25 protein-coding genes and 1 tRNA gene are annotated in these 24,332 nt (G+C 65.9%); 8 read left to right on the top strand and 18 right to left on the bottom strand.

Annotated elements, in window-relative coordinates; genetic code table 11:
- Nucleotides 1-39: 39 nt before the first annotated feature.
- The gene (gene rpoH / locus DIE11_RS18955; protein WP_059541288.1) at nucleotides 40-975 is read right to left on the bottom strand and encodes an RNA polymerase sigma factor RpoH; all 936 of its coding nucleotides are present in this window, start codon (nucleotides 973-975) and stop codon (nucleotides 40-42) included.
- A 361-nt stretch (nucleotides 976-1,336) separates the two neighbouring features.
- Between rpoH and DIE11_RS18950 the strand changes: the two genes are divergently transcribed.
- A complete protein-coding gene (locus tag DIE11_RS18950; RefSeq protein WP_124626314.1) occupies nucleotides 1,337-1,906 on the top strand; it encodes an acyloxyacyl hydrolase in 570 nt (189 codons plus the stop codon).
- 45 nt (nucleotides 1,907-1,951) lie between these two features.
- Nucleotides 1,952-2,335, top strand: a complete 384-nt coding sequence (locus DIE11_RS18945) for a nuclear transport factor 2 family protein (protein WP_059464474.1) — start codon at nucleotides 1,952-1,954, stop codon at nucleotides 2,333-2,335.
- Between the two features lie 145 nt (nucleotides 2,336-2,480).
- Here DIE11_RS18945 and leuA read toward each other — a convergent pair whose 3' ends face one another.
- Nucleotides 2,481-4,127 carry a 2-isopropylmalate synthase gene (gene leuA, locus DIE11_RS18940; RefSeq protein WP_124626312.1) on the bottom strand — a complete coding sequence of 549 codons (1,647 nt, stop codon included), beginning with the start codon at nucleotides 4,125-4,127 and terminating at the stop codon, nucleotides 2,481-2,483.
- 394 nt (nucleotides 4,128-4,521) lie between these two features.
- Entirely contained in the window at nucleotides 4,522-5,514 is a 993-nt protein-coding gene (gene ybiB / locus DIE11_RS18935; RefSeq protein ID WP_124626310.1) for a DNA-binding protein YbiB, read from the bottom strand.
- Between the two features lie 181 nt (nucleotides 5,515-5,695).
- Between ybiB and maiA the strand changes: the two genes are divergently transcribed.
- Nucleotides 5,696-6,340: a maleylacetoacetate isomerase gene (gene maiA, locus DIE11_RS18930; RefSeq protein ID WP_124626308.1), complete on the top strand. Its 645-nt coding sequence runs from the start codon at nucleotides 5,696-5,698 to the stop codon at nucleotides 6,338-6,340.
- Nucleotides 6,341-6,444: 104 nt separating this feature from the next.
- On the opposite strand, the gene ftsY is transcribed toward maiA, so the two are convergent.
- Nucleotides 6,445-7,590, bottom strand: coding sequence for a signal recognition particle-docking protein FtsY (ftsY, locus tag DIE11_RS18925; protein ID WP_124626305.1), 1,146 nt, complete (start codon nucleotides 7,588-7,590; stop codon nucleotides 6,445-6,447).
- 202 nt (nucleotides 7,591-7,792) lie between these two features.
- On the opposite strand from ftsY, the gene rsmD reads away from it, so the two are divergent.
- From rsmD to DIE11_RS18910, 3 genes are all read left to right on the top strand, one after another.
- Nucleotides 7,793-8,407 carry a 16S rRNA (guanine(966)-N(2))-methyltransferase RsmD gene (gene rsmD / locus DIE11_RS18920; protein WP_124626303.1) on the top strand — a complete coding sequence of 205 codons (615 nt, stop codon included), beginning with the start codon at nucleotides 7,793-7,795 and terminating at the stop codon, nucleotides 8,405-8,407.
- Between the two features lie 111 nt (nucleotides 8,408-8,518).
- Complete coding sequence (gene coaD, locus DIE11_RS18915) at nucleotides 8,519-9,016, top strand: pantetheine-phosphate adenylyltransferase (RefSeq protein WP_006398238.1); 498 nt, start codon at nucleotides 8,519-8,521, stop codon at nucleotides 9,014-9,016.
- A gap of 59 nt (nucleotides 9,017-9,075) precedes the next feature.
- On the top strand, nucleotides 9,076-9,342 hold the full coding sequence (locus tag DIE11_RS18910; protein WP_059598842.1) for a YfhL family 4Fe-4S dicluster ferredoxin: 267 nt from the start codon (nucleotides 9,076-9,078) through the stop codon (nucleotides 9,340-9,342).
- A gap of 81 nt (nucleotides 9,343-9,423) precedes the next feature.
- Here the strand turns inward: DIE11_RS18910 and hisC are convergent, their stop codons facing one another.
- The 8 genes from hisC to DIE11_RS18870 form a co-directional block, all read right to left on the bottom strand.
- On the bottom strand, nucleotides 9,424-10,491 hold the full coding sequence (gene hisC / locus DIE11_RS18905) for a histidinol-phosphate transaminase (protein WP_124626301.1): 1,068 nt from the start codon (nucleotides 10,489-10,491) through the stop codon (nucleotides 9,424-9,426).
- 130 nt (nucleotides 10,492-10,621) lie between these two features.
- Complete coding sequence (pth, locus tag DIE11_RS18900) at nucleotides 10,622-11,221, bottom strand: aminoacyl-tRNA hydrolase (RefSeq protein WP_059451462.1); 600 nt, start codon at nucleotides 11,219-11,221, stop codon at nucleotides 10,622-10,624.
- Nucleotides 11,222-11,341: 120 nt separating this feature from the next.
- Nucleotides 11,342-11,950: a 50S ribosomal protein L25/general stress protein Ctc gene (locus tag DIE11_RS18895; RefSeq protein ID WP_059598854.1), complete on the bottom strand. Its 609-nt coding sequence runs from the start codon at nucleotides 11,948-11,950 to the stop codon at nucleotides 11,342-11,344.
- 162 nt (nucleotides 11,951-12,112) lie between these two features.
- On the bottom strand, nucleotides 12,113-13,075 hold the full coding sequence (locus DIE11_RS18890) for a ribose-phosphate pyrophosphokinase (protein WP_006483739.1): 963 nt from the start codon (nucleotides 13,073-13,075) through the stop codon (nucleotides 12,113-12,115).
- Between the two features lie 44 nt (nucleotides 13,076-13,119).
- Nucleotides 13,120-13,196: transfer RNA gene (locus tag DIE11_RS18885), tRNA-Gln, on the bottom strand.
- A 53-nt stretch (nucleotides 13,197-13,249) separates the two neighbouring features.
- Entirely contained in the window at nucleotides 13,250-14,131 is an 882-nt protein-coding gene (gene ispE, locus DIE11_RS18880) for a 4-(cytidine 5'-diphospho)-2-C-methyl-D-erythritol kinase (RefSeq protein ID WP_124626299.1), read from the bottom strand.
- 27 nt (nucleotides 14,132-14,158) lie between these two features.
- Nucleotides 14,159-14,779 carry a lipoprotein insertase outer membrane protein LolB gene (lolB, locus tag DIE11_RS18875; protein ID WP_124626472.1) on the bottom strand — a complete coding sequence of 207 codons (621 nt, stop codon included), beginning with the start codon at nucleotides 14,777-14,779 and terminating at the stop codon, nucleotides 14,159-14,161.
- Nucleotides 14,779-16,602, bottom strand: coding sequence for a tetratricopeptide repeat protein (locus DIE11_RS18870; protein ID WP_124626297.1), 1,824 nt, complete (start codon nucleotides 16,600-16,602; stop codon nucleotides 14,779-14,781). The genes lolB and DIE11_RS18870 overlap by 1 nt, the downstream gene beginning before the upstream one ends.
- Before the next feature lie 86 nt (nucleotides 16,603-16,688).
- Here DIE11_RS18870 and mutM point away from each other — a divergent pair, with 86 nt between their 5' ends.
- Nucleotides 16,689-17,516 carry a bifunctional DNA-formamidopyrimidine glycosylase/DNA-(apurinic or apyrimidinic site) lyase gene (mutM, locus tag DIE11_RS18865; RefSeq protein ID WP_124626295.1) on the top strand — a complete coding sequence of 276 codons (828 nt, stop codon included), beginning with the start codon at nucleotides 16,689-16,691 and terminating at the stop codon, nucleotides 17,514-17,516.
- Nucleotides 17,517-17,553: 37 nt separating this feature from the next.
- Nucleotides 17,554-18,660, top strand: coding sequence for an A/G-specific adenine glycosylase (gene mutY, locus DIE11_RS18860; protein ID WP_124626293.1), 1,107 nt, complete (start codon nucleotides 17,554-17,556; stop codon nucleotides 18,658-18,660).
- 112 nt (nucleotides 18,661-18,772) lie between these two features.
- On the opposite strand, the gene DIE11_RS18855 is transcribed toward mutY, so the two are convergent.
- The 6 genes from DIE11_RS18855 to DIE11_RS18830 all read right to left on the bottom strand — a co-directional run bounded on the left by DIE11_RS18855 (nucleotide 18,773) and on the right by DIE11_RS18830 (nucleotide 24,242).
- Nucleotides 18,773-19,408: an LON peptidase substrate-binding domain-containing protein gene (locus DIE11_RS18855; protein WP_059598835.1), complete on the bottom strand. Its 636-nt coding sequence runs from the start codon at nucleotides 19,406-19,408 to the stop codon at nucleotides 18,773-18,775.
- 26 nt (nucleotides 19,409-19,434) lie between these two features.
- Nucleotides 19,435-20,343, bottom strand: a complete 909-nt coding sequence (gene rapZ, locus DIE11_RS18850) for an RNase adapter RapZ (protein WP_059526093.1) — start codon at nucleotides 20,341-20,343, stop codon at nucleotides 19,435-19,437.
- A 76-nt stretch (nucleotides 20,344-20,419) separates the two neighbouring features.
- The gene (gene hprK, locus DIE11_RS18845) at nucleotides 20,420-21,388 is read right to left on the bottom strand and encodes an HPr(Ser) kinase/phosphatase (protein ID WP_010090664.1); all 969 of its coding nucleotides are present in this window, start codon (nucleotides 21,386-21,388) and stop codon (nucleotides 20,420-20,422) included.
- Between the two features lie 119 nt (nucleotides 21,389-21,507).
- A complete protein-coding gene (locus DIE11_RS18840; RefSeq protein ID WP_059598834.1) occupies nucleotides 21,508-22,047 on the bottom strand; it encodes a PTS sugar transporter subunit IIA in 540 nt (179 codons plus the stop codon).
- A gap of 170 nt (nucleotides 22,048-22,217) precedes the next feature.
- Nucleotides 22,218-22,577, bottom strand: a complete 360-nt coding sequence (gene hpf, locus DIE11_RS18835; RefSeq protein ID WP_006477786.1) for a ribosome hibernation-promoting factor, HPF/YfiA family — start codon at nucleotides 22,575-22,577, stop codon at nucleotides 22,218-22,220.
- A 159-nt stretch (nucleotides 22,578-22,736) separates the two neighbouring features.
- On the bottom strand, nucleotides 22,737-24,242 hold the full coding sequence (locus DIE11_RS18830; RefSeq protein WP_059598833.1) for an RNA polymerase factor sigma-54: 1,506 nt from the start codon (nucleotides 24,240-24,242) through the stop codon (nucleotides 22,737-22,739).
- Between the last annotated feature and the right edge of the window lie 90 nt (nucleotides 24,243-24,332).

Here is a 24,332-nt window from a genome sequence, read left to right as displayed (position 1 = left end):
CGGGCAGCGGTTTTGGGTAAAGCGCTCTAAATCGGGGAGTCAGGCGTATTCGGCGAGTGCCGTGCGCATCTTTTTCATGGCGCTCGCTTCGATCTGGCGGATGCGTTCCGCCGACACACCGAACTCGGCCGCGAGATCGTGCAGCGTCGAGCCGCCCGAGCCGTCGTCGTCGACGTTCAGCCAGCGCGCCTCGATGATCCGGCGGCTGCGCGCGTCGAGCGCCTCGAGCGCCTGCGCGATGCCGTCCGTCTGCAGCATGTCGCGCTGACGCGCGGCGAGCACGGCGGTCGGCTCGTTGTGCGAATCGGCCAGGTAGGCGATCGGTGCGTACGACTCCTCGCCGTCTTCCACTTGGCCCTCGAGCGCGATGTCGCCGCCCGACAGACGCGTTTCCATCTCGGTCACGTCTTCGCGCTTGACGTTGAGCTCCTGCGCGAGGCCGTCGATTTCCTCGGGCGTCATCGCCTGCATGCTCTTCTTGTGGCTGCGCAGGTTGAAGAACAGCTTGCGCTGCGCCTTCGTCGTCGCGACCTTCACCATCCGCCAGTTGCGCAGGATGTACTCGTGGATCTCGGCCTTGATCCAGTGGATCGCATACGACACCAGGCGCACGTTTTGCGCCGGGTCGAAACGTTTCACAGCCTTCATCAGGCCGATATTGCCTTCCTGGATCAGGTCGCCGTGCGGCAGGCCGTAGCCGAGGTAGTTGCGCGCGATCGACACGACAAGCCGCAGGTGCGACAGCACGAGGCGGCGTGCCGAGTCGAGGTTGTTGTCTTCGCGGAATTCGGTCGCGTACTGGCGTTCCTCTTCGGCGGTCAGGAGCGGGATCCGGTTGACGGCCTGGATGTACGCGTCGATGTTGCCAAGCTGGCCCGGCAACATCGATTGAGTTGCGAGCGCCAGCGAGCCTGCCGATTCGGCCTTGGCCGGCGTCGGGCTCAGGGTGTTCGGAAGGGTCAGGGCGTAGCTCACTAAAAAACTCCTTTGGAATCAGGGACAAACCCCTGGTCTCGGATGAGATTCCGAGGCTCATCTTAGCACTCCCGTAATCTGAGTGCTAATTCCTTAGAGGGGGCGGGGGCATGCAAGTTCCCGATTCTCTATCGAACTTGTCGAATCGATAGTCTAATTTGCGACAAGGCTGACCGGAGGAAGTTCCGTAAGTTGTTGTTTCTGATAGTAATCAGTAGACGGTTTCGATTTTTGTAGTTTTGGAAGCAAACAATTTCGCTTCGTGATGCCGATCCGAAAAGTCCTTTACCATACCATTCAGTTCGCTCGGGCCCGGCCGCTGCGGCAAGGCTCCATTCAATCCACAAAGTTGGAGTGTCTGATGAACAATAAGAAGAATTGCCGGCCCCGTAGCCGGCTTGCGCTGCATGCGCTGCTGGCGGCGTCGCTGCTGGGCGGATCGGGTGCGGCGTTCGCGGATCGATGGGGAATCCAGGCGGGCGGCGGGTTTTCCGATCGCCACGGGATCGACAAGGCCGATCTCGGCGTCGTGTGGGATCCGGGCTGGAACTGGTGGGAAATCGGCGGCTGGCACTTCGCGTTCGTGATGGAAGGCCACGCCGGCTACTGGCACACGGGCGGCAATGTTCATGGCAGCATCGGTGAATTCGGCGCGACGCCGATGTTCCGCTTCATCAAGAGCGCGGGCCAGGTACGTCCGTTCATCGAGGCCGGCGCCGGCATCCGCTTCCTGACTTCCCCGACGATCTCCAACAAACTGTCGCTGGCGACGTCGTTCCAGTTCGTGGACGTCGCCGGTGTCGGCGCGCAGTTCGGAGAACGGCAACAGTACCAGCTCGGCTACCGTTTTCAACATGTGTCTAACGCGGGTATCAAAGAGCCGAATCCTGGTATAAATTTCCACCAGTTCTACGTGCAGTACAACTTCTGATCCGCACGCCCGCGCACGGCGGGCGCGTTGCCGAGGAGTCAGGCGATGGCGAAGGTGGTCGATGCGATTCGCGCACTCGAGCGCGATCGGTTCCGGGCGATGGTCGACGGGGACGGCGAGGCGCTCGATGCGCAATTGTCGGACAAGGTGTTCTTCGTGCACACCAACGGCAAACGCGAAACCAAGCAGCAGTTCATCGACGCCATCGTCGCCGGCCGCCGCCGCTATCGCCAGATCGAAATCCAGTCGCAGGATCTGCTTCCCGTCGGTGACGCAACCTGCGTCGTCACCGGGCGCGCTCTGATCGAGATGGAAACGAACAACGGCGGGCTGGTGTTTCCGATCGCCTATACCGCCGTCCATACCCATGAGCAGGGGCAGTGGCGTCTGCTGGCGTGGCAGGCGACGCGGTGCGCGACCGAGACATGAGCGCGCGTGGCGCTCCTTTTTCGTGTCCCGACCGAAGCGGCCTTCTGGGCCACTTTTTATTGCCCGTGCGGCGCGGATTGCGCGCAGCACGGGCGGTCACGCACCGCTCGCTTGACGTTTGAACCCTGAAGCGAAAACCTGCCGGTCAGGCCGCCGCACGGCGGTCGGCGCACTGCCAGGCCGAACGGTTGATCGCGCTGACGACCGCATCGAGCGCGGCGCTCGTCGCATCGGCATGCACTCCGACGCCGTGCCGCAGCGGCGCATCGCCGACCCGGCAGCCGACCGATACCGCGATTCGTCCGTCCGTCGTGCGCGCGTGTTCGCACGAGGCGACGTCGACCGTTGCGCCGGCCGCCGTCGCGAAGGCCGCGGCCATTCGTTGCACGACCTCTTCCGGTGTCGCGTCGGCCGGCGGTGCGCCCGCGATGTCGCGGTTCTGCCAGCGTGCGGCGTCGCCATGGCGCGCGGCCGGGCCGGCGGTCTCGAAGAATTCGCGGGCGAACAGCGCGCAGATCGCGTCGCCGGTCACTTCCTCGCCGGAGACATCGGCGAGTGTCTGCACCGCGTGGCTGAATTCGATCTGCACGCGCCGCGTCGGCGTGAAGCCCATCCCGCGTTCGAGCAGGAACGTCGCGCCGCCCTTGCCGGACTGGCTGTTCACGCGAATGACCGCGTCATAGCTGCGGCCCAGATCGGCCGGGTCGATCGGCAGGTAAGGCACCTCCCACACCGCGTCGGGGCGCTGCTGCGCGAAGCCCTTGCGGATCGCATCCTGGTGCGAGCCCGAGAACGCGGTGAATACGAGGTCGCCTGCGTACGGATGGCGCGGATGCACCGGAATCTGGTTGCAGCGCTCGACCACACGGCGCACCGCGTCGATGTCGGAGAAATCGAGGCCCGGATCGATGCCCTGCGTATAGAGGTTCAGCGCGAGCGTGACGAGATCGACGTTGCCGGTGCGCTCCCCATTGCCGAACAGGCAGCCCTCGATGCGGTCGGCGCCCGCGAGCAGCGCGAGTTCCGCGGCCGCGACCGCGGTGCCGCGATCGTTGTGCGGATGCACGGACAGCACGATGCTGTCGCGATACGCGAGGTTGCGGTCCATCCACTCGATCTGGTCGGCGAACACGTTCGGGCTCGCGGCTTCGACGGTCGCCGGCAGGTTGACGATCATCTTGTGATCGCGGGTCGGCCGCCACGCCTGCGCGACCGCGTCGCACACCTCGCGCGCGAACGTCAGCTCGGTCATGCTGAAGGTTTCCGGTGAGTACTGGTAGGTCCAGTGCGTGTCCGGGCGGGCCGCCGCGTGTTCCTTGATGAGTCGCGTGCCCTCGACCGCGAGCGCCTTCACGTCGTCCTTCGACATCCCGAACACGATGCGCCGGAACGACGGGCAGATCGCGTTGTACAGGTGCACGATCGCGCGCGGCACGCCTTCGAGCGCGTCGAAGGTGCGAGCGATCAGGTCTTCACGCGACTGCACGAGCACTTCGATCGTCACGTCGTCGGGAATGCGCTTGTCGTCGATCAGCTTGCGGACGAAATCGAAATCGGTTTGCGACGCCGACGGAAAACCGACTTCGATCTCCTTGAAACCGATCGCGACCAGCATGTCGAAGAATTCCAGCTTCTGTTCGATGCTCATCGGCTCGATCAGCGACTGGTTGCCGTCGCGCAGGTCGGTGCTCATCCAGACGGGCGCACGCTCGATGGTGCGGGTCGGCCAGCGGCGGCCATTGATGCGGACGGGTTCGAACGGACGGTACTTGTCTTGCGGGTTGCGCTTCATCTTCTGGACCTCGGGTCTCAAGTCGCGAGCGAAGACGGGCGGCATGGGCGACGGGTGGCGCTGCCTCGCACCGTGGCGCCGGAAACGCGCTGCGGATGCGGATGATCTTCGCGAATCGGCCGACGGATAGACGGACGAATGCTGACGACTTCGGGTTGTAAAAACTGCGAGAAGGGTGCTGCGAGGAACTGCAGGGAGGGACCGTGCGGACAGCACACGGCGCTACGACAGCCTTAGGCTAGTCGTAGCGATAGCGACCGCGCTAGGCGGCCGGAGGTAATTCGGAGGGTGTTCGGAAAGGAACGCATGGCGACAACTCTATGTCAGGATGCATGCGCGTGTCAAATGGTCGGTTGAAAGGCCGGCGCGACGGCGTGCCGGCCCGGGACGCCGGTCACGGTGCGAGCCGGGCTGTCCGCTCGATTCGTACGATCCGCACGATCGTCTCGACCTGCCGCGCAAGCGTGTCGGGTACCGGAATTTCGCCGCGCAGCACGGCGTCCGTCCACGCGGCCGTGGTGGCCGCGTCGCGCGATTCGGGCAGCGCCACAGGCGGCGCGTCGCTCGACGAGCGCTCTGGCTCGATCAGCATGTCGCACACGCCGTCGTGCAGCCAGTCGACCTGCACCTGGCGCCGCGTGTCGGCCACCGCTTCGCCTTCGGTGCCGCGCGCGAGCAGCGCGCCGCCCAGTGCGGCGTCCGGATGATCGCGGAACAGTTGCGCGAGGCTGTCGCGGTACGGCGGATGCGTGTAGTTGACGAGCCGCAGCCCGGCCGGCGCGAACGGCTGCAGGATCTTCACGAGCGTGTGCGTCGAGTTGCGCACGCCGAGCACGCCGCGCAGCGACAGCAGACGCGCGATGCGCGGCGCCAGCGCGTCAATGGGCGCGAACGCGACGCGGCGCTCCGCGAGCGTGTCCTCGATCGCGTCGTGCGATGTCGACGGCGGGATCGACAGCGCAGAGAAGATCTCCGCGCTCGTCACGCGGCCCGGATCGCGCTCGACACCGTGTACGAGCACCGGTACGCCTTCGCGCGCGAGCAGCAGCGCGAGCAGCGGCACCAGGTTCGGCTGCTTGCGCGCGCCGTTGTAGCTCGGGATCGACACCGGGCGGAACGCGGCGTCCTGCACGTGCACGGGTTCGAACGACGCCTGCGCGGCGGCGAGCATCGCGGCCAGTTCGTCGGCGCTTTCGCCCTTCAGGCGATAGGCGATCAGGATCGCGCCGAGTTCGACGTCCGACACGCGCGCATCGAGCATCGCGCGATAGAGCTCGAACGTGTCTTCGGCGGACAGCGCGCGTGCGCCGTGCGGGCCGCGGCCGATTTCCTTGATGAAGCGGGCGCAAGGAAACGGCGAGGTTGCTGGGTCGAGGGGAGCGGTCATCGGGGCGTGGGGCGGGCGGCCGGCATCGGGCCGCGCGGTGAGCGGTGAGGAATGCCCCGAGTATCGCACGGGCACGGCCGCGCGCGCCGACGCGGCGCGGCGCGCTAAACTCGGGTTCCCGGCGGTGCCGCGTGCGCCGCGGACGCAGTCGCCGGCCGAATACGAACCAGAGAGACATCCCATGAAGCTCTACAGCTATTTCCGCAGTTCCGCGTCGTACCGCGTGCGGATCGCCCTGAACCTGAAGCAGCTGCCGTACGACACGGTTCCCGTGCACATGCTGCGCGACGGCGGCGAGCAATTGAAGGACGCCTACCGCGCGGTGAATCCGGATGCGGTCGTGCCGACGCTGATCGACGGCAATGCCACGCTGCAGCAATCGCTCGCGATCATCGAATATCTCGAGGAAACGCATCCCGAACCGGCGCTGTTGCCAAAGCAGCCGGTCGACCGCGCATATGTGCGGGCGATTGCGCTGCAGGTCGCGTGCGAGATCCATCCGCTGAACAACCTGCGCGTGCTCAAGTACCTGAAGCACTCGCTGAAGGTGTCCGAGGAAGCGAAGAACGACTGGTACCGGCACTGGATCGAGGCGGGTTTCGCATCGCTGGAGACGCGCCTCGCGAACGATCCGCGCACCGGCAAGCTGTGCTTCGGTGACACGCCGACGCTCGCCGATATCTGCATCGTGCCGCAGGTGTTCAACGCGAACCGTTTCTCGATCGACACGACGCGCTTTCCGACGATCCAGCGGATCGCCGATCATGCGTCGACGCTGGACGCGTTCAAGGCCGCCGAGCCCGGCGCGCAGCCCGACGCCGAATGACGCCGAATGACGCCGTGGGTCAGCCAGCCGCCGGCTGACGGCTTCCGGACGTGCATGAAAAAAGGGCGCCCGAAGGCGCCCCGTGCGGTGCGGGCCGGCGGCGTTCAGTCGAGCAGCGCGTCCGCGAATTCGACTGCGCTGAACGGCTGCAGGTCCTCGACTTTCTCGCCGACGCCGATGAAGTAGACGGGCACCGGGCGCTGCCGCGCGATCGCGGCGAGAATGCCGCCCTTCGCGGTGCCGTCGAGCTTCGTGACGATCAGGCCCGTGAGGCCGAGTGCATCGTCGAATGCCTTCACCTGCGTGAGCGCGTTCTGGCCCGTGTTCGCGTCGATCACGAGCAGCACCTCGTGCGGCGCGCCATCGTGCGCCTTCGAGATCACGCGCTTCACCTTCTTCAGCTCTTCCATCAGGTGCAGCTGCGTCGGCAGGCGGCCGGCCGTGTCGGCCATCATCACGTCGATCCTGCGCGCGCGCGCCGCGCTGACCGCGTCGAAGATCACGGCGGCCGGGTCGCCGCTTTCCTGCTGGACGACCGTCACGTTGTTGCGCTCGCCCCAGACCGCCAGTTGTTCGCGCGCGGCCGCGCGGAACGTGTCGCCCGCAGCCAGCAGCACCGACTGGTCGAAGCTCTGCAGGTGCTTCGCGAGCTTGCCGATGCTGGTGGTCTTGCCTGCGCCGTTCACGCCCGTGATCATCATCACGAGCGGCTGCGCGCGGCCGAGCATCAGCGATTTCTCGAGCGGCTTCAGCAGTTCGACGAGCAGGTCGTGCAGCGCGCCCTTCACCTGCTGCGGATCGGTCAGCCGGCCAGCGCGCACCTTCTCGCGCAGCGCGCCGAGCAGGTACTCGGTCGCATCGACGCCGGCGTCGGACATCAGCAGCGCGGCCTCGAGCTCTTCGTACAGGTCCTCGTCGATCTTCGTATTGACGAATACGCCGGTGATGCTCGAGCCCGTCTTTGCGAGGCCGGACTTCAGGCGCGCGAGCCACGATTTCTTCGCGGAGGCGTCCTGCGTCGGCGGCGGCACGATCTCGACCGCTTCGACGACTTCGTCGCTGCCGTCGTTGGTCGGCGTGACCGTCATCACGACGGCAGGCGCGGCCTGCTGCGGTTGCGCGGGTGCTTGCGGCGCTTCGATCGCCTGGCGCGTGTCGGACGGTTCGTCCGGTCGCGGCGCATCGATCGATTGCGATTCCGCGGAGTCGGGCTCCTGCGTTTTCTTGAATCGTTTGAAGAAGCTGAACATGGTCTGACGTCGGGAAGAGGGCGGGGCGCCGCTAGGGCGCAGCGCCGGACGGGCCGTCGTGCGTGTGCATGGCGGCCGAAACCGTGCATTTTATCAGTGCGGCGGCGCACTCGCGTCAGCCGGTGCCGCCGCTGTGGTAACGTGCGCCTGTTTGGCGGTGCGCCCTCCTGCGCACCCGGTCCCCCCGTTGTCGATATTCCGTATGTCCCGTTCCTCTTCCGGCCGCCCGACGGCCCCCCCTGGCCGCGGCAAGCCGCACACGATCCGCATCATCGGCGGTGACTGGAAACGCACGCCGCTCGCCGTGCTCGATCTCGACGGCCTGCGGCCGACGCCCGATCGCGTGCGCGAGACGCTGTTCAACTGGCTCGGCCAGGATCTCGAAGGCCGGCGCTGCCTCGACCTGTTCGCGGGCACCGGTGCGCTCGGGTTCGAGGCCGCGTCGCGCGGCGCGACGAGCGTCGTGATGGTCGAGCGCCACCCGCGCGCGGCGCAGCAACTGCGCGCGATCAAGGACAAGCTCGGCGCACGCTCGGTCGAGGTCGCGGAAGCCGACGCGCTGCGGCTCGCGGCCGGGCTGACCCCGGGTGCGTTCGACGTCGTGTTCCTCGATCCGCCGTTCGGTGAGCCGGCCGTACTCGATCGCGCGATCGCGCTGGCGGCGCCGCTCGTCGCGCCGGAGGGCGCCCTGTACGTCGAGACGGGCGCGGAGCTCGACCCGGCCGCCCACGAAGCGCTGGCCGGTTGGCAGGTGGTGAAGCACGGCAAGGCGGGTGTGGTTCACTTTCATTTGCTGCGGCGCGAAAATGATGAATAATGCGCGTTCCATACGAGGCGGCGCGCCGCAAAGGCGACGCATGCCCATCTCGGCAGCGGCGTGCGCGTCGCACGGCTGCCACCCCGTTTGCGTGATGACAGGAGGAGCGACATGGTAGTCGCCGTGTATCCCGGTACGTTCGATCCGCTGACACGCGGGCACGAAGACCTCGTGCGGCGTGCATCGAGCATTTTTGATACGCTGGTGGTCGGTGTTGCCGACAGCCGCGCGAAGAAGCCGTTTTTCTCGCTGGAAGAACGTCTGAAGATTGCGAACGAGGTGCTCGGCCATTATCCGAACGTGAAGGTGATGGGTTTCAAGGGCCTGCTGAAGGACTTTGTCCGCACCAACAACGCGCGCGTGATCGTGCGCGGCCTGCGTGCCGTGTCCGATTTCGAATATGAGTTCCAGATGGCCGGCATGAACCGCTATCTGCTGCCCGACGTCGAGACGATGTTCATGACGCCATCCGATCAGTATCAGTTCATCTCGGGGACGATCGTGCGCGAAATCGCGCAGTTGGGCGGCGATGTCAGCAAGTTCGTGTTCCCGTCCGTCGAGAAGTGGCTGACCGAGAAAGTCGCCGCGATGGGAGGCCCGGCCGCGTGACGCGGCGCCGGCCGGTTTCGCTGCGAAGCCGGCCGCTGGCCTGAAGAAGTGAGATCAGTATGTCTTTGATGATTACCGACGAGTGCATCAATTGCGACGTGTGCGAGCCAGAGTGCCCGAACGGCGCGATTTCGATGGGCCCGGATATCTACGTGATCGACCCCAACAAGTGCACCGAGTGCGTCGGCCATTTCGACGAACCGCAGTGCCAGCAGGTGTGTCCGGTCGAATGCATTCCGCGCGATCCGCAGCATGAGGAATCGCACGCGCAGTTGATGGCGAAGTATCACGCGTTGACCGCCGCGAAGGGCGACGACGCGCAGTGACCGTGCGGTGACGCGCGCGTCGCAACGGCATGAATTCCCTGACCGGCGCCGTTCGGCGCCGGTTCCACTTCTCCCTTCGCTTCAGCCGATCAGGTCGCGCAATGCCGCGACGAGCGCGTCGCATTCGGCGTCGGTGCCGACGGTGATGCGCAAATGCTGGTCGATGCGTGGCGCCCGGAAGTGCCGTACGAAAATTTCCCGATCCTTCAGCTTTGCCGCGATCGTGCCCGCATCGTGCGCGGGATGGCGCGCGAACACGAAATTCGCGCTCGACGGCACGACGTCGAAACCGAGTGCCTCCAGCGCGTGCGTGAGCCGCGCGCGGCTGTCGATCACGCGTCGGCAGGTCGCACCGAAGTAGTCGGTGTCCTCGTATGCCGCCTGCGCGGCGACCTGCGCGAGCCGGTCGAGCGGATAGGAATTGAAGCTGTCCTTCACACGATTCAGTGCGTCGATCAACGCCGCATCGCCGAACGCGAAGCCGACGCGCATGCCCGCGAGCGAGCGCGCCTTTGACGTCGTGTGCACGACGAGCAGGTTCGGATGGCGGTCGATCAGCGTGATCGCGGATTGCGCGCCGAAATCGACGTACGCCTCGTCGATCAACACGACCGACGACGGGTTCGCGGCCGCAATCCGCTCAATGTCCGCGAGCGGCAGCGCGCGCCCGGTCGGCGCGTTCGGGTTCGGAAACAGCACGCCGCCCACATCGTCGAGATAGTCTTCGACACGGATCGAGAAGTCGTCCGCGAGCGGCACGATTGCGGTCTCGACACCGTACAGGCGCGCGTAGGTCGGGTAGAAGCTGTACGAAATATCGGGAAAGCGCAGCGGCCGGTCATGCTTGAGCAGTGCCTGGAACGCGTGCGCGAGCACCTCGTCGGAGCCGTTGCCGACGAAGACCTGCTCGGGCTTGATGCGATGATGGGCCGCGACCGTCTCGCGCAGTGCGCGCGCGAGTGGGTCGGGATAGCGGCGCAGCGTGTCGCCGGTGTCGCCGAGTTCGCGTGCGATCGCCGCGACGACGCGCGGCGAAGGCGGATAGGGATTCTCGTTGGTGTTCAGCTTGACGGGGTGTGCGAGCGCGGGCTGTTCGCCCGGCACGTAAGGCACGAGTTGCTGAACGATGTCGCTCCAGTAACGGCTCACCGCTTGGCTCCTGACGGGCAAAAACAACCAGATTACCGCATGTGGATGCGGCGGTGCGCGATTGCGCACGACCGAGACGCCGCCCGGCGGCGCCGGACGGCACGTTGCACCATGCCGGTGCGGTGCGCAGTCAGTTGCGATGCAACTGCATCGTCGCGCGGTCGAGTTCGCCCTTGACGACCATCGGCATGACGGCGAGCGCGCGCTCGATCGATGCGTCGATCACGTCCTGCTCTTCGCGGCGCGGCGGCTTCAGCACGAAGTTTGCGACGTCGGGCTTCGCGCCGGCGCGCGCGCCTTCCGGGATCAGGTCGCGCGGATGGCCGATGCCGATGCGCAGGCGCCAGTACTGCTGGGACGACAGATGCGCGGTGATGTCCTTCAGACCGTTGTGACCGCCGCTGCCGCCGCCGAGCTTCAGCTTCACCGTGCCGGGCGGCAGATCGAGTTCGTCGTGTGCGACGAGGATCTGGTCGGGCAGGATCTTGAAGAAACTCGCGAGCGCGACGACCGACTGGCCGGAGCGGTTCATGTAGGTTTGCGGCTCGAGCAGGTGGACTTCCTCGCCGTGCAGGCGCGCCTTCGCGTAGAAGCCATGGAAGCGGCGCTCGTCGCGCAGCGTCGCGCCTGCTTCGCGGGCGAGCTGGTCGATCAGCCAGAAGCCGGCGTTGTGGCGCGTCGCAGTATATTCTGCCCCGGGATTGCCGAGGCCGACGATCAGTTTGATCATGACGTTTCGTAGGCGGCAGCGCCCGCCTGGGCGCAGAAAAAGAAAAACCCGCCGGGCAAGCCGCGGCGGGTTGTGTCGACCGTTTCTCGAAACGGATCGAACGGGCGCGTAGGCGGCCGTTTAGGCAGCCGGCGTTTCGCCTTCGCCTGCTGCGTCCGACACGGCACCAGCCGGGACCGTCGCCGATGCGACAACCGGGTTTTCCGCGTCGACGTGCGCGACCAGCGTCACGCCCTTCGGCAGTGCGATGTCCTTCGCGTGCAGCGACTGACCTGCTTCGATCTTCGACAGATCGACTTCCAGGAATTCCGGCAGAGCCGACGGCAGGCACTCGACTTCGATTTCCGTCGTGACGTGCGAGACGATTGCGCTCGACAGTTTCACTGCCGGGCTGACTTCAGCGTTCAGGAAGTGCAGCGGCACCTTCGTGTGCAGCTTCTTCTTCGCGTCGACGCGCTGGAAGTCCACGTGCAGCACGAGTTGCTTGAACGGGTGGTATTGCACGTCGCGCAGCAGAACCTGTTGCGACTGGCCAGCCACTTCGAGGTCGAGGATCGACGAGTGGAAGGCTTCCTTCTTCAGTGCGTGCCACAGCGCGTTGTGATCGAGTTCGATCTTTTGCGGGGCTGCTTCGCCACCGTAGACGATACCCGTGGTCTTACCGGCGTTGCGCAGGCGGCGGCTCGCACCCGTACCTTGCTGTTGGCGCTCGAAAGCGACGACTTTCATGTGATTCTCCATTAGCTGCCCGCGACCAGGCAGTAAAACGGGGCCGGCGAAATGGCGGCCCCCGATGAAACGGACGGGGCTTCGTCTATCCCGTCCGATTGTGCAAAAAGCGAAGCGTTGCCGCTTCGCTTTCCGCGCATGCTATGTCGTGTCGTTCCGCGATCAGGATTCCGCGAACAGCGACATCACCGAGTCGCCGCGGCGAATCCGCGAGAACGTTTCGGCCAGCAGGCTCGCGCTCGTCAGCGAGCGGATCTTCGAGCACGCCAGCGATTCGGCCGACAGCGGGATCGTATCGGTGACGACCAGCTCGTCGAGTGCCGATGCGGCGATGCGGTCGGCGGCGCCGCCCGACAGAACCGGGTGCGTCGCGTACGCGAACACCTGCTTCGCACCGCGATCCTTCAGCACTTGCGCGGCCTTGCAGAGCGTGCCGGCCGTATCGACCATGTCGTCCATGATCACGCAGGTGCGGCCTTCGACTTCACCGATGATGTTCATCACTTCGGCGACGTTCGCCTTTGGACGACGCTTGTCGATGATCGCGAGATCGCAGTTGAGCTGCTTCGCGAGTGCCCGGGCACGGACCACGCCGCCGACGTCCGGCGACACGACGAGCAGATCCGAGTAGTTCTGCTTGCGCAGGTCGCCCAGCAGGATCGGCGTTGCGTAGATGTTGTCGACCGGGATGTCGAAGAAGCCTTGAATCTGATCGGCGTGCAGATCCATCGTGATGATCCGCTCGACGCCGGCGATTTCCAGCATGTTCGCGATGACCTTCGCCGAGATCGCGACGCGCGCCGAGCGCGGGCGACGGTCCTGGCGGGCATAGCCGAAGTAGGGGATGGCGGCAGTGATCCGGCCGGCGGACGCACGCTTGAGCGCGTCGACCATGATCATCAGTTCCATCAGGTTGTCGTTCGTGGGCGCGCACGTGGATTGCAGGACGAAGACGTCCTTGCCGCGCACGTTTTCCTGGATCTCGACCTGGATCTCGCCGTCGGAGAAACGGCTGACCATTGCTTTGCCGAGGGGAATTCCAAGGATATTGACGACTTCCTGGGCGAGCGCGGGATTCGCGTTGCCAGTAAAGACCATCAAGCCATCATGGCTGTGGCTGCTCATCGTGCACCTGCTTCAGGCTTAGGCGGGAAATGCGGGAAAATTTTTGGCAGGGGAGGAAGGACTCGAACCCTCGCATGCCGGAATCAAAATCCGGTGCCTTGACCAACTTGGCGACTCCCCTACACTCAACTGATAACTTCACCGGACTTGTAGGCTATCCGATAAAGCAAAACTTCATGACGCGAAAGCGAAGAGCGGATGCTCGTTCAGACTCTCGGCAACTGCACCGTTCCAACTGGTGGGCAGCTTGGCTTTCGCCGCTTCTGCCTCGTGCCTGCTATGAAACGCTGCAAACACGCTTGCTCCGGAGCCGGTCATCCTCGCGGGGGTCACATCATACAACCATTTGACCACCTGCGCAACTTCCGCGTACTTACTTGTCACAACTTGCTGCATGTCGTTCCGGCCGAAGCTGTCTGGCCATCCCGCATCGCTGCTTTGCTGTGCAAGAAAGTCCGTAATTGTGACGCGCTTCGTATCTCTTGTCAACAACTCATCTGAAAAAATTTCAGCGGTGGGGACATGAACTCGTGGCGTCACAACCAAGAACCAGCGAGTCGGCAATTCTACCTCAGCTAATTCTTCTCCGATACCCTCAGCGAACGCATTTTTTCCAAAAACAAAAAACGGGACGTCCGCGCCGAGTTTCACCGCGAGCGACTGCAGTTCCGTGCGCGGCAGATCGAGTTGCCACAGGCGGTTCAGCGCGAGCAGCGTCGTCGCCGCGTCCGAGCTGCCGCCGCCGAGGCCCGCGCCCATCGGCAGGCGCTTGTCGATCTCGATGTCGACGCCGGCCGTGGTGCCCGTGTGCGTTTTCAGCAGGTTGGCCGCGCGCACGACGAGATCGCTTTCCTCGGGCACGCCCGGCACGTCGGTGACGCGTGCGACGCGACCGTCGTCGCGCAGCGTGAAGTGCAGCGTATCGCCCCAGTTCAGCAGCTGGAACACGCTCTGCAGATCGTGATAGCCGTTCGGTCGACGGCCGGTGATGTGCAGGAACAGGTTGAGTTTCGCGGGCGCAAGGCAGTTGCGCAGCGAGCGGATCGAATCGGTCATGCGTATGTCGGGGCTAGGTTCACGTGCTTACTGGTCGAGCACGAGCTTGATGTCGAGCGGCGGCGTCGCGCGCACGAGGTTGACGCGTTTGACGCCCGTCGCCGGTGCGTCCGCGTAGGCGAGATAGTCGATCGTCCAGCCGTCCTGGCGGATCTGCTTGACGTGCGTCGTGTCCGCGGGGTCGCGCACCGTCTGCGCGGGCGTCGCGGGCGCGGGCGTCGGCAGCAGCCAATAGCGCAGACCGGCCAGCGGCAGCGAGAAGCCGAGCGCGTTCTGCATCAGTTCGCCGACGTCCGTCGCGTATTGCGGCTGGCGGTTCGGCAGTTCGAGCGATGCGGCCTGCGGCGTCGATTTCACGACCGCGAGCGTCTGGCCGAGCGGGCTGCGCAGTTCGAGCGACACGTCGTCGCCGTGCTCCTGCCAGTCGAAGTTACCGTACACGTTCTGTGGTCGGCCGAGGCGGTCACTGTACTGCACCGCGAAGCGGCCGTGGTACGCGTGTGTCGCGGCCGTCTGCAGCACGGCGCCCGACGGCGCATTTGCCGACGGCGGCGTGCTCGCGCAGCCGACGAGCGCGAGCGCGGCGCCAGCCGCGGCAAGCGCGCGCAGCGCGCGGGAAGACGGGGAAAGCATCGGGAACATCCGCATCACAGGCCGTTGACCTGCAGGCGCTTGAGCGTCTGCACGAGCGTGTCGTTGTCGGGTTCGAGCTTCTGCGCGGCACGCCACGCGACGCGCGCGTCGTCCTGCGCGCCGCTCTTCCACAGCACTTCGCCGAGGTGCGCGCCGATCTCGGCGTTCGGCTGCAGCTCGTACGCGCGCCGCAGCACCTTCGTCGCGCCCGCCGTGTCGCCCATCCGGTACTTCACCCAGCCGAGGCTGTCCATGATGTACGCGTCGTTCGGCGCGAGCGACAGTGCCTTGTCGATCAGCTTGCTGGCCTCGGGCAGGCGCTGGTTGCGATCGGCCAGCGAATAGCCGAGCGCGTTGTACGCCTGCGGGTTGTCGGGCTGCGTGCGGATCAGCTCGCGCAGCTGCTTTTCCATCGCCGCGTAGTGGCCGGTCTTCTCGGCCGCCATCGCGTAGTCGTAGCGCAGGTCGGGATCGTCCGGGAAATCCTGGACTGCCTGCGCGAGTCGCGCCTCGGCTTCCGGATAGCGCTTCGCGGTGAACAGGATCGACGCATCGGTGCGTGCGACCACGGCCGCATCGCGCGGATCGCTGATCGGCAGGTCGTCGAGCACCTTGCGTGCCTCGTCGGTCTTGCCCTGTTTCTGCAGCAGCTGCGCGCGCGTGATCTGCGCGGGCAGGTAGTGCTGGCTCGTCTGGTCGACCTTGTCGAGCCATTGCGACGCCTGCGCATCGTTGCCCTGTTCGATCGAGATCTGCGCGAGGTAGATGTAGCCCTGGCCGACGTCGAGGTTCGGCTGCTTGTCGCCGAGCTGCACGTACTGTTTCAGGTACGCGCTCGCGTCGTCGAGCTTCTTCTGCTGGATCTTGATCAGCGCGAGCGCCATCAGCGGCGTCGGGTCCTTCGAGTCGAGCTTGCGCATCGTCTCGAACTGCTTCTGCGCGTCGTCGAGGCGGTCGTCGGAGAGATAGAGCTGCGACAGAGCGAGGCGCGCATCGCGCGACTTCGGATTCTGCTGAACATATTTCTCGAACGACGCGATGCCGGCCGCGCGCTCGGCGGGCCCCATCTGCGACAGCATCAGCGCCGCCGGCAGATAGTCGGGGCGGATCTGCAGCGCCTGCTTCAGCGACTGCGCCGCGCCTTCCTTGTCGTCGACCGCGATTTGCTGCCGCGCGATCGCGAGCTGCGCCTCGGGGCGGTTCATGTCGTTCTTCAGCATGTCCTTCAGCACCGCGAGGCCGCCGACGCGGTCGGCGCCGCGCACCAGCAGTGCCTGCAGCGCGAGGATCGCGGGGCCGCGCGTTTCACCGGTCGCGCGGGCCAGTTCGCGCGCGAGCATCGGCTGCGCGTCGGCCGGCTTGCCGGCGAGCACGAGCAGCGCGGCGTCGACTTGCGATGCGCGGTTCGAATCGGGTGCGTACTGGCGCCACAGATTGGCTGCGGACAGCGCGTCGGCCGGGCTTTGCGCGCCGAGCGCGATCTCGGTCGCGCGCTGCGCCATGCGGGGGTCGCGCGTGTCGCGGGCGAGCGCGAGGTAGGTCTGGTAGGCCGGCGCAGGCTGGTTGCGCTGGAGCGCGACCTCGGCGGCCAGCACCTGATAGACGATCTGGCTCGTCAGCGGGACGCCCGGGAGATCCTTTTTCTCGTCCGGCATTACGTGCTCGAACGCGCCCTGCGGCTCCGCGTCGTCCGATGCCGGATTCTGCGCGTGAGCCGGGAAGGCGGTGAGGGTCCACGCGGCGAACAGCGCGGCGCCGAGCGCACGGCGGACCGGGAAGGCGCGCGCGCCGCGCACGGCGGCGGGGCGCTTCAGAAGCAGCTTCGAGGGCAAGGTCATGGAAATCCGTTCGATGTTTCAACCGATTGTAACGCGCTCGCTACAATACACGCACGATCGTGAATCCAGTCTCAGACCCGCAAAACATGCCAGAGTTGCCAGAAGTCGAAGTCACGCGCCGGGGCATCGAGCCCTTTGTCGCGGGCCGCCGCGTCGAGCGTGTCGACGTCCGTACCGCGATGCTGCGCTGGCCCGTGCCGGCGGGGCTCGCCGAGCAATTGCGCGCGCGCGAGGTGCTCGCCGTCGAGCGTCGAGGCAAGTATCTGCTGTTCGAGGTTGACGCGGGCTGGTTCATCGTTCATCTCGGGATGACGGGCACGCTGCGCGTGCTGCCCGCAGCCGGCGTGCCGGTCGCCGCGAAACACGACCACATCGACTGGATCTTCGACGAATTCGTGCTCCGGTTCCGCGATCCGCGCCGTTTCGGCGCGGTGCTGTGGCACCCGCGCGAAGCGGGCGACGTGCATGCGCATCCGCTGCTCGCCAGCCTCGGCGTCGAGCCGTTCTCGCCGGCGTTCACCGGCGCGCTGCTGCACGCGCGCACGCGCGGCCGCACGGTGTCGGTCAAGCAGGCGCTGCTCGCGGGCAACATGGTCGTCGGCGTCGGCAACATCTATGCGTCGGAGAGCCTGTTTCGCGCGGGCATCCGGCCGACGACCGCCGCCGGCAAGGTGTCGCTGCCGCGCTACGAGCGGCTGGCCGACGCGGTGCGCGCGACCCTCGCCGACGCGATCGAGCGCGGCGGCAGCACGCTGCGCGATTTCGTCGGCAGCAACGGCGAAAGCGGCTATTTCCAGCTCGACTGCTTCGTCTACGACCGGGCGGGGCTACCTTGCCGCACATGCGGCACGCCGATCCGCCAGATCGTGCAGGGGCAGCGCTCGACCTATTTCTGCCCGACCTGCCAGCGTTGAGTCGCGCGTTGCAACCTCTTTCCAAAGATTCGAACACTTGAAGCCGCCCCGCATTGCTCCCGCTCCGTTCCCCGTCACACCGCTGCATCGCACGTTCGCCACGCGCCTGATCGCCTGGCAGCGCGTGCACGGTCGCCACGACCTGCCGTGGCAGAACACCCGCGATCCCTACTGGATCTGGCTGTCGGAAATCATGCTGCAGCAGACGCAGGTCTCGACCGTCGTCCCGTATTACACGCGCTTTCTCGAGCGCTTTCCCGACGTCGCCGCGCTCGCGGCCGCGCCGTCCGACGACGTGATGGCGCTGTGGGCCGGGCTCGGCTACTACTCGCGCGCACGCAACCTGCATCGCTGCGCGCAGGTCGTCGTCAACGAGCATGGCGGCGTATTCCCGTCGACGCCGGAAGCGCTCGCCGAACTGCCGGGCATCGGCCGTTCGACGGCCGCGGCGATTGCGTCGTTCGCGTACGGTGCGCGCGCGACGATCCTCGACGGCAACGTGAAGCGCGTGCTGGCGCGGGTGTTCGGCGTCGAAGGCTTTCCGGGCGAGAAGCGCGTCGAGAACGACATGTGGGCGCTTGCGGAATCGCTGCTGCCGGATGCCGCGAACGCGGCCGACGTGAGTGCCTATACGCAGGGGCTGATGGATCTCGGCGCGACGCTGTGCGTGCGCGGCAAGCCGGATTGCGCGCGCTGCCCGTTCGCGGGCGACTGTGTCGCGCAATCGACGGGCCGGCAGCGCGAACTTCCGGCCGCGCGGCCGAAGAAGGCGGTGCCGACGCGCAAGACCTGGATGCTCGTGTTGCGCGACGGCGACGCCGTGCTGCTTGAGCGGCGTCCGCCGGCCGGCATCTGGGGCGGCCTGTGGTGCCTGCCGCAGGCAGACGGCGATGTGGCACTCGCGGAACTCGCACGCGGCTTCGGCGGTGGCGGCCCGGTGCCGCTCGCGCCGTTCACGCACACGTTCACGCATTTCCGGCTCGAGATCGAGCCGCGGCTGAGCGATGTGGCGAACGGCGGGCGGCCGCGCACGCACGTGCAGGATGCCGAGACGGCGTGGGTGCCGTTGGCGGGGCTCGATGCGTACGGCGTGCCGGCGCCCGTGCGCAAGCTGCTCGATGCGTTGAGCGGGCCGCTGCTGTAAAGAAAAGGGAAGGGCGCGGCGCGCTCACGGAAGCACCGGGCCGCCGCGGGTGTTTTGCCCGCCAGGATGATTCGCTCGCGCCGCCGCTGCGACGCGCTTGGCCAGCCGAGGCTTACAGCCATCCGTGCCGATCGAGCACGTGGTGCACGGCATCGATCCGCGCGCCGACGTCCGGAAATTCCATCAATTTCTGCCGCGCACGCAGGTCGAGCGGCAGCAGTTCAGCGAGGCGGTTCGATACCCAGCTCGGGTCGTCGAGGCGAAACGGTTCGGCGAACGGCATCTTGTCCGGTTCGGATTTCTTCAGCGCTTCGATGATGCGCTCCAGCACCTCGGCACACGAGCCGAATTGCGCGAGCGCCTGTTCACCTTCGAGCGGGATGTCGTCGGGCAGCGGCTCCGCGATCCCGACCAGCAACCCGTTGCCTTCGACGCGATACGACAGCAGCTCGAACCGCTGCGTGCCGATCGCCTGCAGGTACAGCATCCCGAATTCGCCGGTATCGCACTCGGTGATGCGCGCCATGCAGCCGATCGTCTCGGGCACCGACACGGCGCCGTCCTGCGCGACCTCGGGTCCGCTCTTCAGCAGGCACACGCCGAACGGCGCGTCGTCGCGCAGGCATGCGCGGGACATGTCGAGATAGCGCGCCTCGAACACCTTGAGCGGCAGCCAGCCACCGGGGAACAGCACCGTGTGCAGCGGAAACAGCGGCAGGTCGATCAGGGTGGTCGATAGCGTGGACATGGCGCACCGGCAAGAGGGCGGTGTCGCTAAGGTCGTTCGACCTCGGCGACGAGCCGCGACGACGCGTCGACATCCACGGGCGCGTCACGATGCCGCACGATCACGTTCGCATCGTGCGCGAGGCGCGCGGCGAGCGTTTCCGCGATGAACACCGAGCGATGCTGACCGCCCGTGCAGCCGATGGCGACGGTCAGGTAGCTGCGGTTGTCTTCGCGAAAGTGCGGGAGCCATTTCGTCAGGAACGCATGGATGTCGTCGATCATCTGGTGGACGATCGGCAGTGCGTCGAGAAAGGCGATGACCGGCTGGTCCAGCCCGGTGAGCGGGCGCAGCTCATGGTCGTAGTACGGGTTCGGCAGCGCGCGCACGTCGAACATCAGGTCGGCATCGAGCGGCACGCCGCGCTTGAAGCCGAACGACTCGAACATCACCATCAGGTCGTTGTTCTTCTGCTCGATGAAGCGCTTGACCCACGTGCGCAGCACGTTCGCGCGCAGCGTGCTGGTATCGATCTGGTGGCCGAATTCGGCGAGCGGTGCGACCAGCTCGCGTTCGCGCTCGATCGCTTCCTCGAGCGACGACAGCAGCCCGACGTTCGCGTCGTGCGACGGCGAGCCGGACAGCGGGTGGCGCCGGCGCGTTTCGGAGAAGCGCTGGATCAGCGCCTGCGTGCTCGCGTTGAGGAACAGCACGCGGACATCGTGCTCGAGCGACAGCGCGCGGATCAGACCGGGCATTTCGTCCAGCGACGCGCTCGAACGCGCGTCGATCGCGACTGCGAGCCGGTGCTGGCCGCCGTCGGCCAGGTAGCGGGCGAGTTCGGGAAGCACGTGCGGCGGCAGGTTGTCGACGCAGTAGTAGCCTGCGTCTTCGAGCGCGTTCAGCGCGACGGACTTGCCTGAGCCGGAGATGCCGGTGATAAGGACGATGCGCATGGGAAGCAGAGAATCCTGACGTTTCATCATAGCACCGGCTCGACGCGTCGGCGCTGCGAGGCCGGCGCGGGGAGCGTTACACGAGCTTGCCGGGGAACTGACTGTCGGGATCTTGCATTGCGAGTCGTTGCCGATCCATGAAATCGCGCAACGTGTCGATTCCGCGCAACTGCAGGATCGTATTCCGCACGGCCGCCTCGACGAGCACCGCGAGGTTGCGGCCGGCCGCAACCTGAATCGTGACCTTGCTGATCGGCAGGCCAAGCACGTCGACCGTCTGGCTTTCCAGCGGCAGCCGCTGGAATTCGCCGTCCGGGCGGCGCACGAGCTGGACGATCAGCTTCAGCTTCATTTTCCGGCGGACCGCCGTTTCACCGAAGATCGTCTTGATGTCGAGCAGGCCGAGGCCGCGCACTTCGAGCAGGTTCTGCAGCAGCGGCGGGCAGCGGCCTTCGACGAAATCGGGGCCAAGTCGGACGAAGTCGACGGCATCGTCGGCGACGAGGCCGTGGCCGCGACTGATGAGTTCGAGGCCCAGTTCGCTCTTGCCGAGCCCGGAGTCGCCGGTGAGCAGCACGCCCATCCCGAGGATGTCGAGGAACACGCCGTGCAGCGTCGCGCGCGGCGCGAGGATGCGCGACATGTAGAGCCGCAGGCTGTCGATCACCGCGGCGGCCGACATCGGCGTCGTGAACAGCGGCGTGGACGAGCGCGTGCAGCGCAGCACGAGTTCGGGCGGCGCCGCAGCGCCGCCGGCGACGACGAGGAACGGTGGCTCGAGGGCGATCAGCTCGGCCATGTGGCGCGAACGGTCTTCGTCGGTCTGCCGCTGGTAGTAGTCGATTTCGGCTTCGCCGAGCACCTGGATCCGGTTCGGGTGGATCAGATTCAGGTGGCCGACGAGGTCGGCGCTCGACGTTGCGTTGGCGACGGTGTCGGCCGAAAAACCGCGCTCCCAGCCTTCATGCCCCGTCAGCCAGCTCAGCTTCAGCGTGGCCGCGTTGTCGTCGAAGATGCTCTGGGCGTTGATGCTGGACGTATCCATGACTCTCGTCACTCCAATGGGCCGGTGTGCAGGCGCGCGGCGACGGACGTCGCCATGCCGGGCGGCCCTGGACGACGGCGTGTGCCGCCTCGTACCGGAAAAATTCCGCCCGGATCAACTCAAGGTTGCCACTGAGTGAGCAGGCGATGCAACTCGGCGATATCCGTTTCGTTGTGCAGACGCTCGCGCGCGTCGCGATCGGACAGCAGTTGCGCGATTTCCGACAGGATCTCGAGGTGCTGCTGGGTGGCTTGCTCGGGGACGAGCAGGAAAATCAGGAGACCGACGGGCTGGCCGTCGGGCGCTTCGAACGGGATCGCGTCGGCCAGCCGCACGAACGCGGCGAGCGGGTGCTTGAGCCCCTTGATGCGCCCGTGCGGAATCGCGACGCCTTCGCCGAGCCCGGTCGAACCGAGGCGCTCGCGCGCGAACAGGTTATCCGTGACGGTGCTGCGGGCGATGCCGTTCTGATTCTCGAAGATCAACCCGGCTTGTTCGAAGACGCGTTTCTTGCTGGTGACGGAGAGGTCGATGACGACGTTCTCTATGGGCAGGATTTTGGCTAGGCGATTCATGTTGGCAGGCGATTGGGCGGCCTGGGGTCTCCTTGCGGCGGCAGACTGATTTTCCATGTTCGGCGATATCAAGGCGTTCGGCATCGGAAACCTGCAAGGCAGCTACCGCACCCAACGCCCCCCCGGCGATAACCGGAACATTATAGAGCACAGCCGCGTGCGTGGCGCGGCATGGACGGACCGGTCGCACCACTGCCGCTCGGACACAAAAAAAACGCCCGGCGAACCGGGCGGCGTGTGTATTGCGGTGAACGTTATTGCGGCGGCAGTTCGATCTGGTCGATCGACGGCTGCAGCTTGATCGGGTCGTGCGCATGGGTCTGCAGACGCTCCATGTGCTTGACGACCTGGCGATCCAGCTTGTCGATCAGCAGATCGATCGCAGCATACAAGTTGCCGTTCGCGCTTTCGACGAAGATGTCCTTGCCCTTCAGATGCAGATTGATTTCCGCGCGCTGCTGCTTGTCCTTTTCCTTGTGATTGTCGACCGAGAGGATCACAGTGCCATCGATTACCTGATCGCTATGCCGTAGCACCCGGTCCAGCTTGGTGATCACGTATTCGCGAATTGCAGGCGTGACTTCGAGATGATGTCCACTGATCTTCAGGTTCATAGTGCTTCTCCAAGCGAGTGACCACCCGGCCGCATCGAGGCGGCGCTCCGGTCGACTTGCCCCTGCCGCAGGTAGCGGCACATTCGCGGACAAGTCGCCCGGCCTGTTCCCCGTGTGCGCGGTGGCCGGAACACGCCTGCCGCCGGGCAGGCAGCAGGCTTAAAGAGACTTGCGCAGATTCACTGCCGGGATTTTGAGGGCTTCGCGATACTTGGCAACCGTGCGGCGCGCGACCACGAATCCCTGTTCTGCCAGCAGCTCGGCAATGCGGCTGTCCGAAAGTGGCGATTTTGGGTCTTCAGCTCCTATCAGTTGCTTGATCAGGGCTCGGATGGCGGTCGACGATGCGGCGCCTCCGGTGTCGGTCGAAACGTGTGATCCGAAGAAGTACTTAAATTCAAGCGTCCCGAACGGGGTCAGCATGTACTTGCCAGTTGTCACACGGCTGACAGTCGACTCGTGTAGGCCCAGCGTATCAGCTATTTCCCGCAAAACCAAGGGGCGCATGGCAATTTCACCGTGCGCAAAGAAATTCTTCTGACGTTCGACAATAGCCTGCGCGACACGCAGGATCGTGTCGAATCGCTGCTGGATGTTCTTGATCAGCCAGCGTGCTTCCTGGAGCTGCTGTTTCAACGATCCGGCCGACGGGTCGCCGCGGCTGTTGCGCAGGATGTTCGCGTACAGGTTGTTGATTCGCAGGCGCGGCATCACTTCCGGATTGAGTTCCGCGAGCCAGCCCTGGCCGGCCTTCTTCACGATGATGTCGGGCACGACGTAGTCGGCCTCGGCCTTGCCGTACGCGGCGCCGGGGAACGGCTCCAGCGAACGGATCAGCGCGTGCGCGTCGCGCAGCGCATCGTCGCTCGCCTTCAGGTGTTTGCGCAGCCGCGTGAAGTCGCGCGCGGCGAGCAGTTCGAGATGCTGCGACACGATCTCGAGCGCGAGCGTGCGTGTCGGGGACGGATCGAGGCGCAGCAACTGCAGCTTCAGGCATTCGGACGCCGAGCGGGCCCCGACCCCGGCCGGGTCGAAACTGTGCAGCAGCGCGAGCGCCGCATTCAGTTCGTCGCAGTCGATTTCCAGTTCCGGCGGCAGGTCGGCGAGCACTTCGTCGAGGGAGGCGGTCAGGTAACCGTCGTCGTCGAGCGATTCGATCAGGAACATCACGAGCGCGCGATCGCGCGGGCTGGCCTGCGTGACGCGCAATTGCGCGGACAGGTGGTCGCGCAACGACGTCGCGGCTTCCTGCACCTGCAGCGGCGGGAGGTCGTCGTCGTCCGATGCGCCGCTCGAGCGGCCGAACTCGTCGAGATTCCACTGCGGGCCGTCGCCCGCGTCGCCCGACGCGTAGCTGTCGTATTCGTCGGCGGCGGCCGGTTCGTCGCGCTCGGCGCGATCGCTCGACTGGCTGCTGCCGTTCGCGGCGCCCGACTCGGTATTCTGGCTGGGAGGCGTCTGCGCGATCAGCGATCCGTCCGCCGCGACGCGCAGCGGGCTCGCGATCCATTCGTCATCGTTCTCGAGCAGCGGATTCTGCGCGACGGCCATCGCGACTTCCTGCTGCAGTTCGAGCGTCGACAACTGCAGCAGCCGGATCGACTGCTGCAGTTGCGGTGTCAGTGCCAGGTGTTGCGACAGGCGGAGTTGAAGGCTGGCTTTCATGGCAGAGAGGGAGTCATACCGGCAGTTTGCCACGACCCAGGTGCCTTGAGCCATCCGCGATTACGCGCGGCGCGGCGCACGGCCGCAGGC

Source organism: Burkholderia sp. Bp9012 (assembly GCF_003853825.1).
Lineage (GTDB): Bacteria > Pseudomonadota > Gammaproteobacteria > Burkholderiales > Burkholderiaceae > Burkholderia > Burkholderia diffusa.
The sequence above is the reverse complement of the archived record's forward strand: the minus strand, read 5'-3'. Positions and strand labels throughout refer to the sequence as shown.

Excerpts from the sequence above, each read along its gene's own strand:
- DIE11_RS18870 (WP_124626297.1), bottom strand. The coding sequence starts at position 16,602 with ATGACCTTGCCCTCGAAGCTGCTTCTGAAGCGCCCCGCCGCCGTGCGC.
- maiA (WP_124626308.1), top strand. The coding sequence starts at position 5,696 with ATGAAGCTCTACAGCTATTTCCGCAGTTCCGCGTCGTACCGCGTGCGG.
- DIE11_RS18950 (WP_124626314.1), top strand. The coding sequence starts at position 1,337 with ATGAACAATAAGAAGAATTGCCGGCCCCGTAGCCGGCTTGCGCTGCAT.
- DIE11_RS18945 (WP_059464474.1), top strand. The coding sequence starts at position 1,952 with ATGGCGAAGGTGGTCGATGCGATTCGCGCACTCGAGCGCGATCGGTTC.
- DIE11_RS18840 (WP_059598834.1), bottom strand. The coding sequence starts at position 22,047 with ATGCCGAACGCCTTGATATCGCCGAACATGGAAAATCAGTCTGCCGCC.
- rapZ (WP_059526093.1), bottom strand. The coding sequence starts at position 20,343 with ATGCGCATCGTCCTTATCACCGGCATCTCCGGCTCAGGCAAGTCCGTC.
- hprK (WP_010090664.1), bottom strand. The coding sequence starts at position 21,388 with ATGGATACGTCCAGCATCAACGCCCAGAGCATCTTCGACGACAACGCG.
- DIE11_RS18830 (WP_059598833.1), bottom strand. The coding sequence starts at position 24,242 with ATGAAAGCCAGCCTTCAACTCCGCCTGTCGCAACACCTGGCACTGACA.
- mutM (WP_124626295.1), top strand. The coding sequence starts at position 16,689 with ATGCCAGAGTTGCCAGAAGTCGAAGTCACGCGCCGGGGCATCGAGCCC.
- pth (WP_059451462.1), bottom strand. The coding sequence starts at position 11,221 with ATGATCAAACTGATCGTCGGCCTCGGCAATCCCGGGGCAGAATATACT.
- DIE11_RS18910 (WP_059598842.1), top strand. The coding sequence starts at position 9,076 with ATGTCTTTGATGATTACCGACGAGTGCATCAATTGCGACGTGTGCGAG.
- leuA (WP_124626312.1), bottom strand. The coding sequence starts at position 4,127 with ATGAAGCGCAACCCGCAAGACAAGTACCGTCCGTTCGAACCCGTCCGC.
- ybiB (WP_124626310.1), bottom strand. The coding sequence starts at position 5,514 with ATGACCGCTCCCCTCGACCCAGCAACCTCGCCGTTTCCTTGCGCCCGC.
- lolB (WP_124626472.1), bottom strand. The coding sequence starts at position 14,779 with ATGCGGATGTTCCCGATGCTTTCCCCGTCTTCCCGCGCGCTGCGCGCG.
- coaD (WP_006398238.1), top strand. The coding sequence starts at position 8,519 with ATGGTAGTCGCCGTGTATCCCGGTACGTTCGATCCGCTGACACGCGGG.
- rsmD (WP_124626303.1), top strand. The coding sequence starts at position 7,793 with ATGTCCCGTTCCTCTTCCGGCCGCCCGACGGCCCCCCCTGGCCGCGGC.
- DIE11_RS18855 (WP_059598835.1), bottom strand. The coding sequence starts at position 19,408 with ATGTCCACGCTATCGACCACCCTGATCGACCTGCCGCTGTTTCCGCTG.
- hpf (WP_006477786.1), bottom strand. The coding sequence starts at position 22,577 with ATGAACCTGAAGATCAGTGGACATCATCTCGAAGTCACGCCTGCAATT.
- ftsY (WP_124626305.1), bottom strand. The coding sequence starts at position 7,590 with ATGTTCAGCTTCTTCAAACGATTCAAGAAAACGCAGGAGCCCGACTCC.
- DIE11_RS18895 (WP_059598854.1), bottom strand. The coding sequence starts at position 11,950 with ATGAAAGTCGTCGCTTTCGAGCGCCAACAGCAAGGTACGGGTGCGAGC.
- ispE (WP_124626299.1), bottom strand. The coding sequence starts at position 14,131 with ATGACCGATTCGATCCGCTCGCTGCGCAACTGCCTTGCGCCCGCGAAA.
- DIE11_RS18890 (WP_006483739.1), bottom strand. The coding sequence starts at position 13,075 with ATGAGCAGCCACAGCCATGATGGCTTGATGGTCTTTACTGGCAACGCG.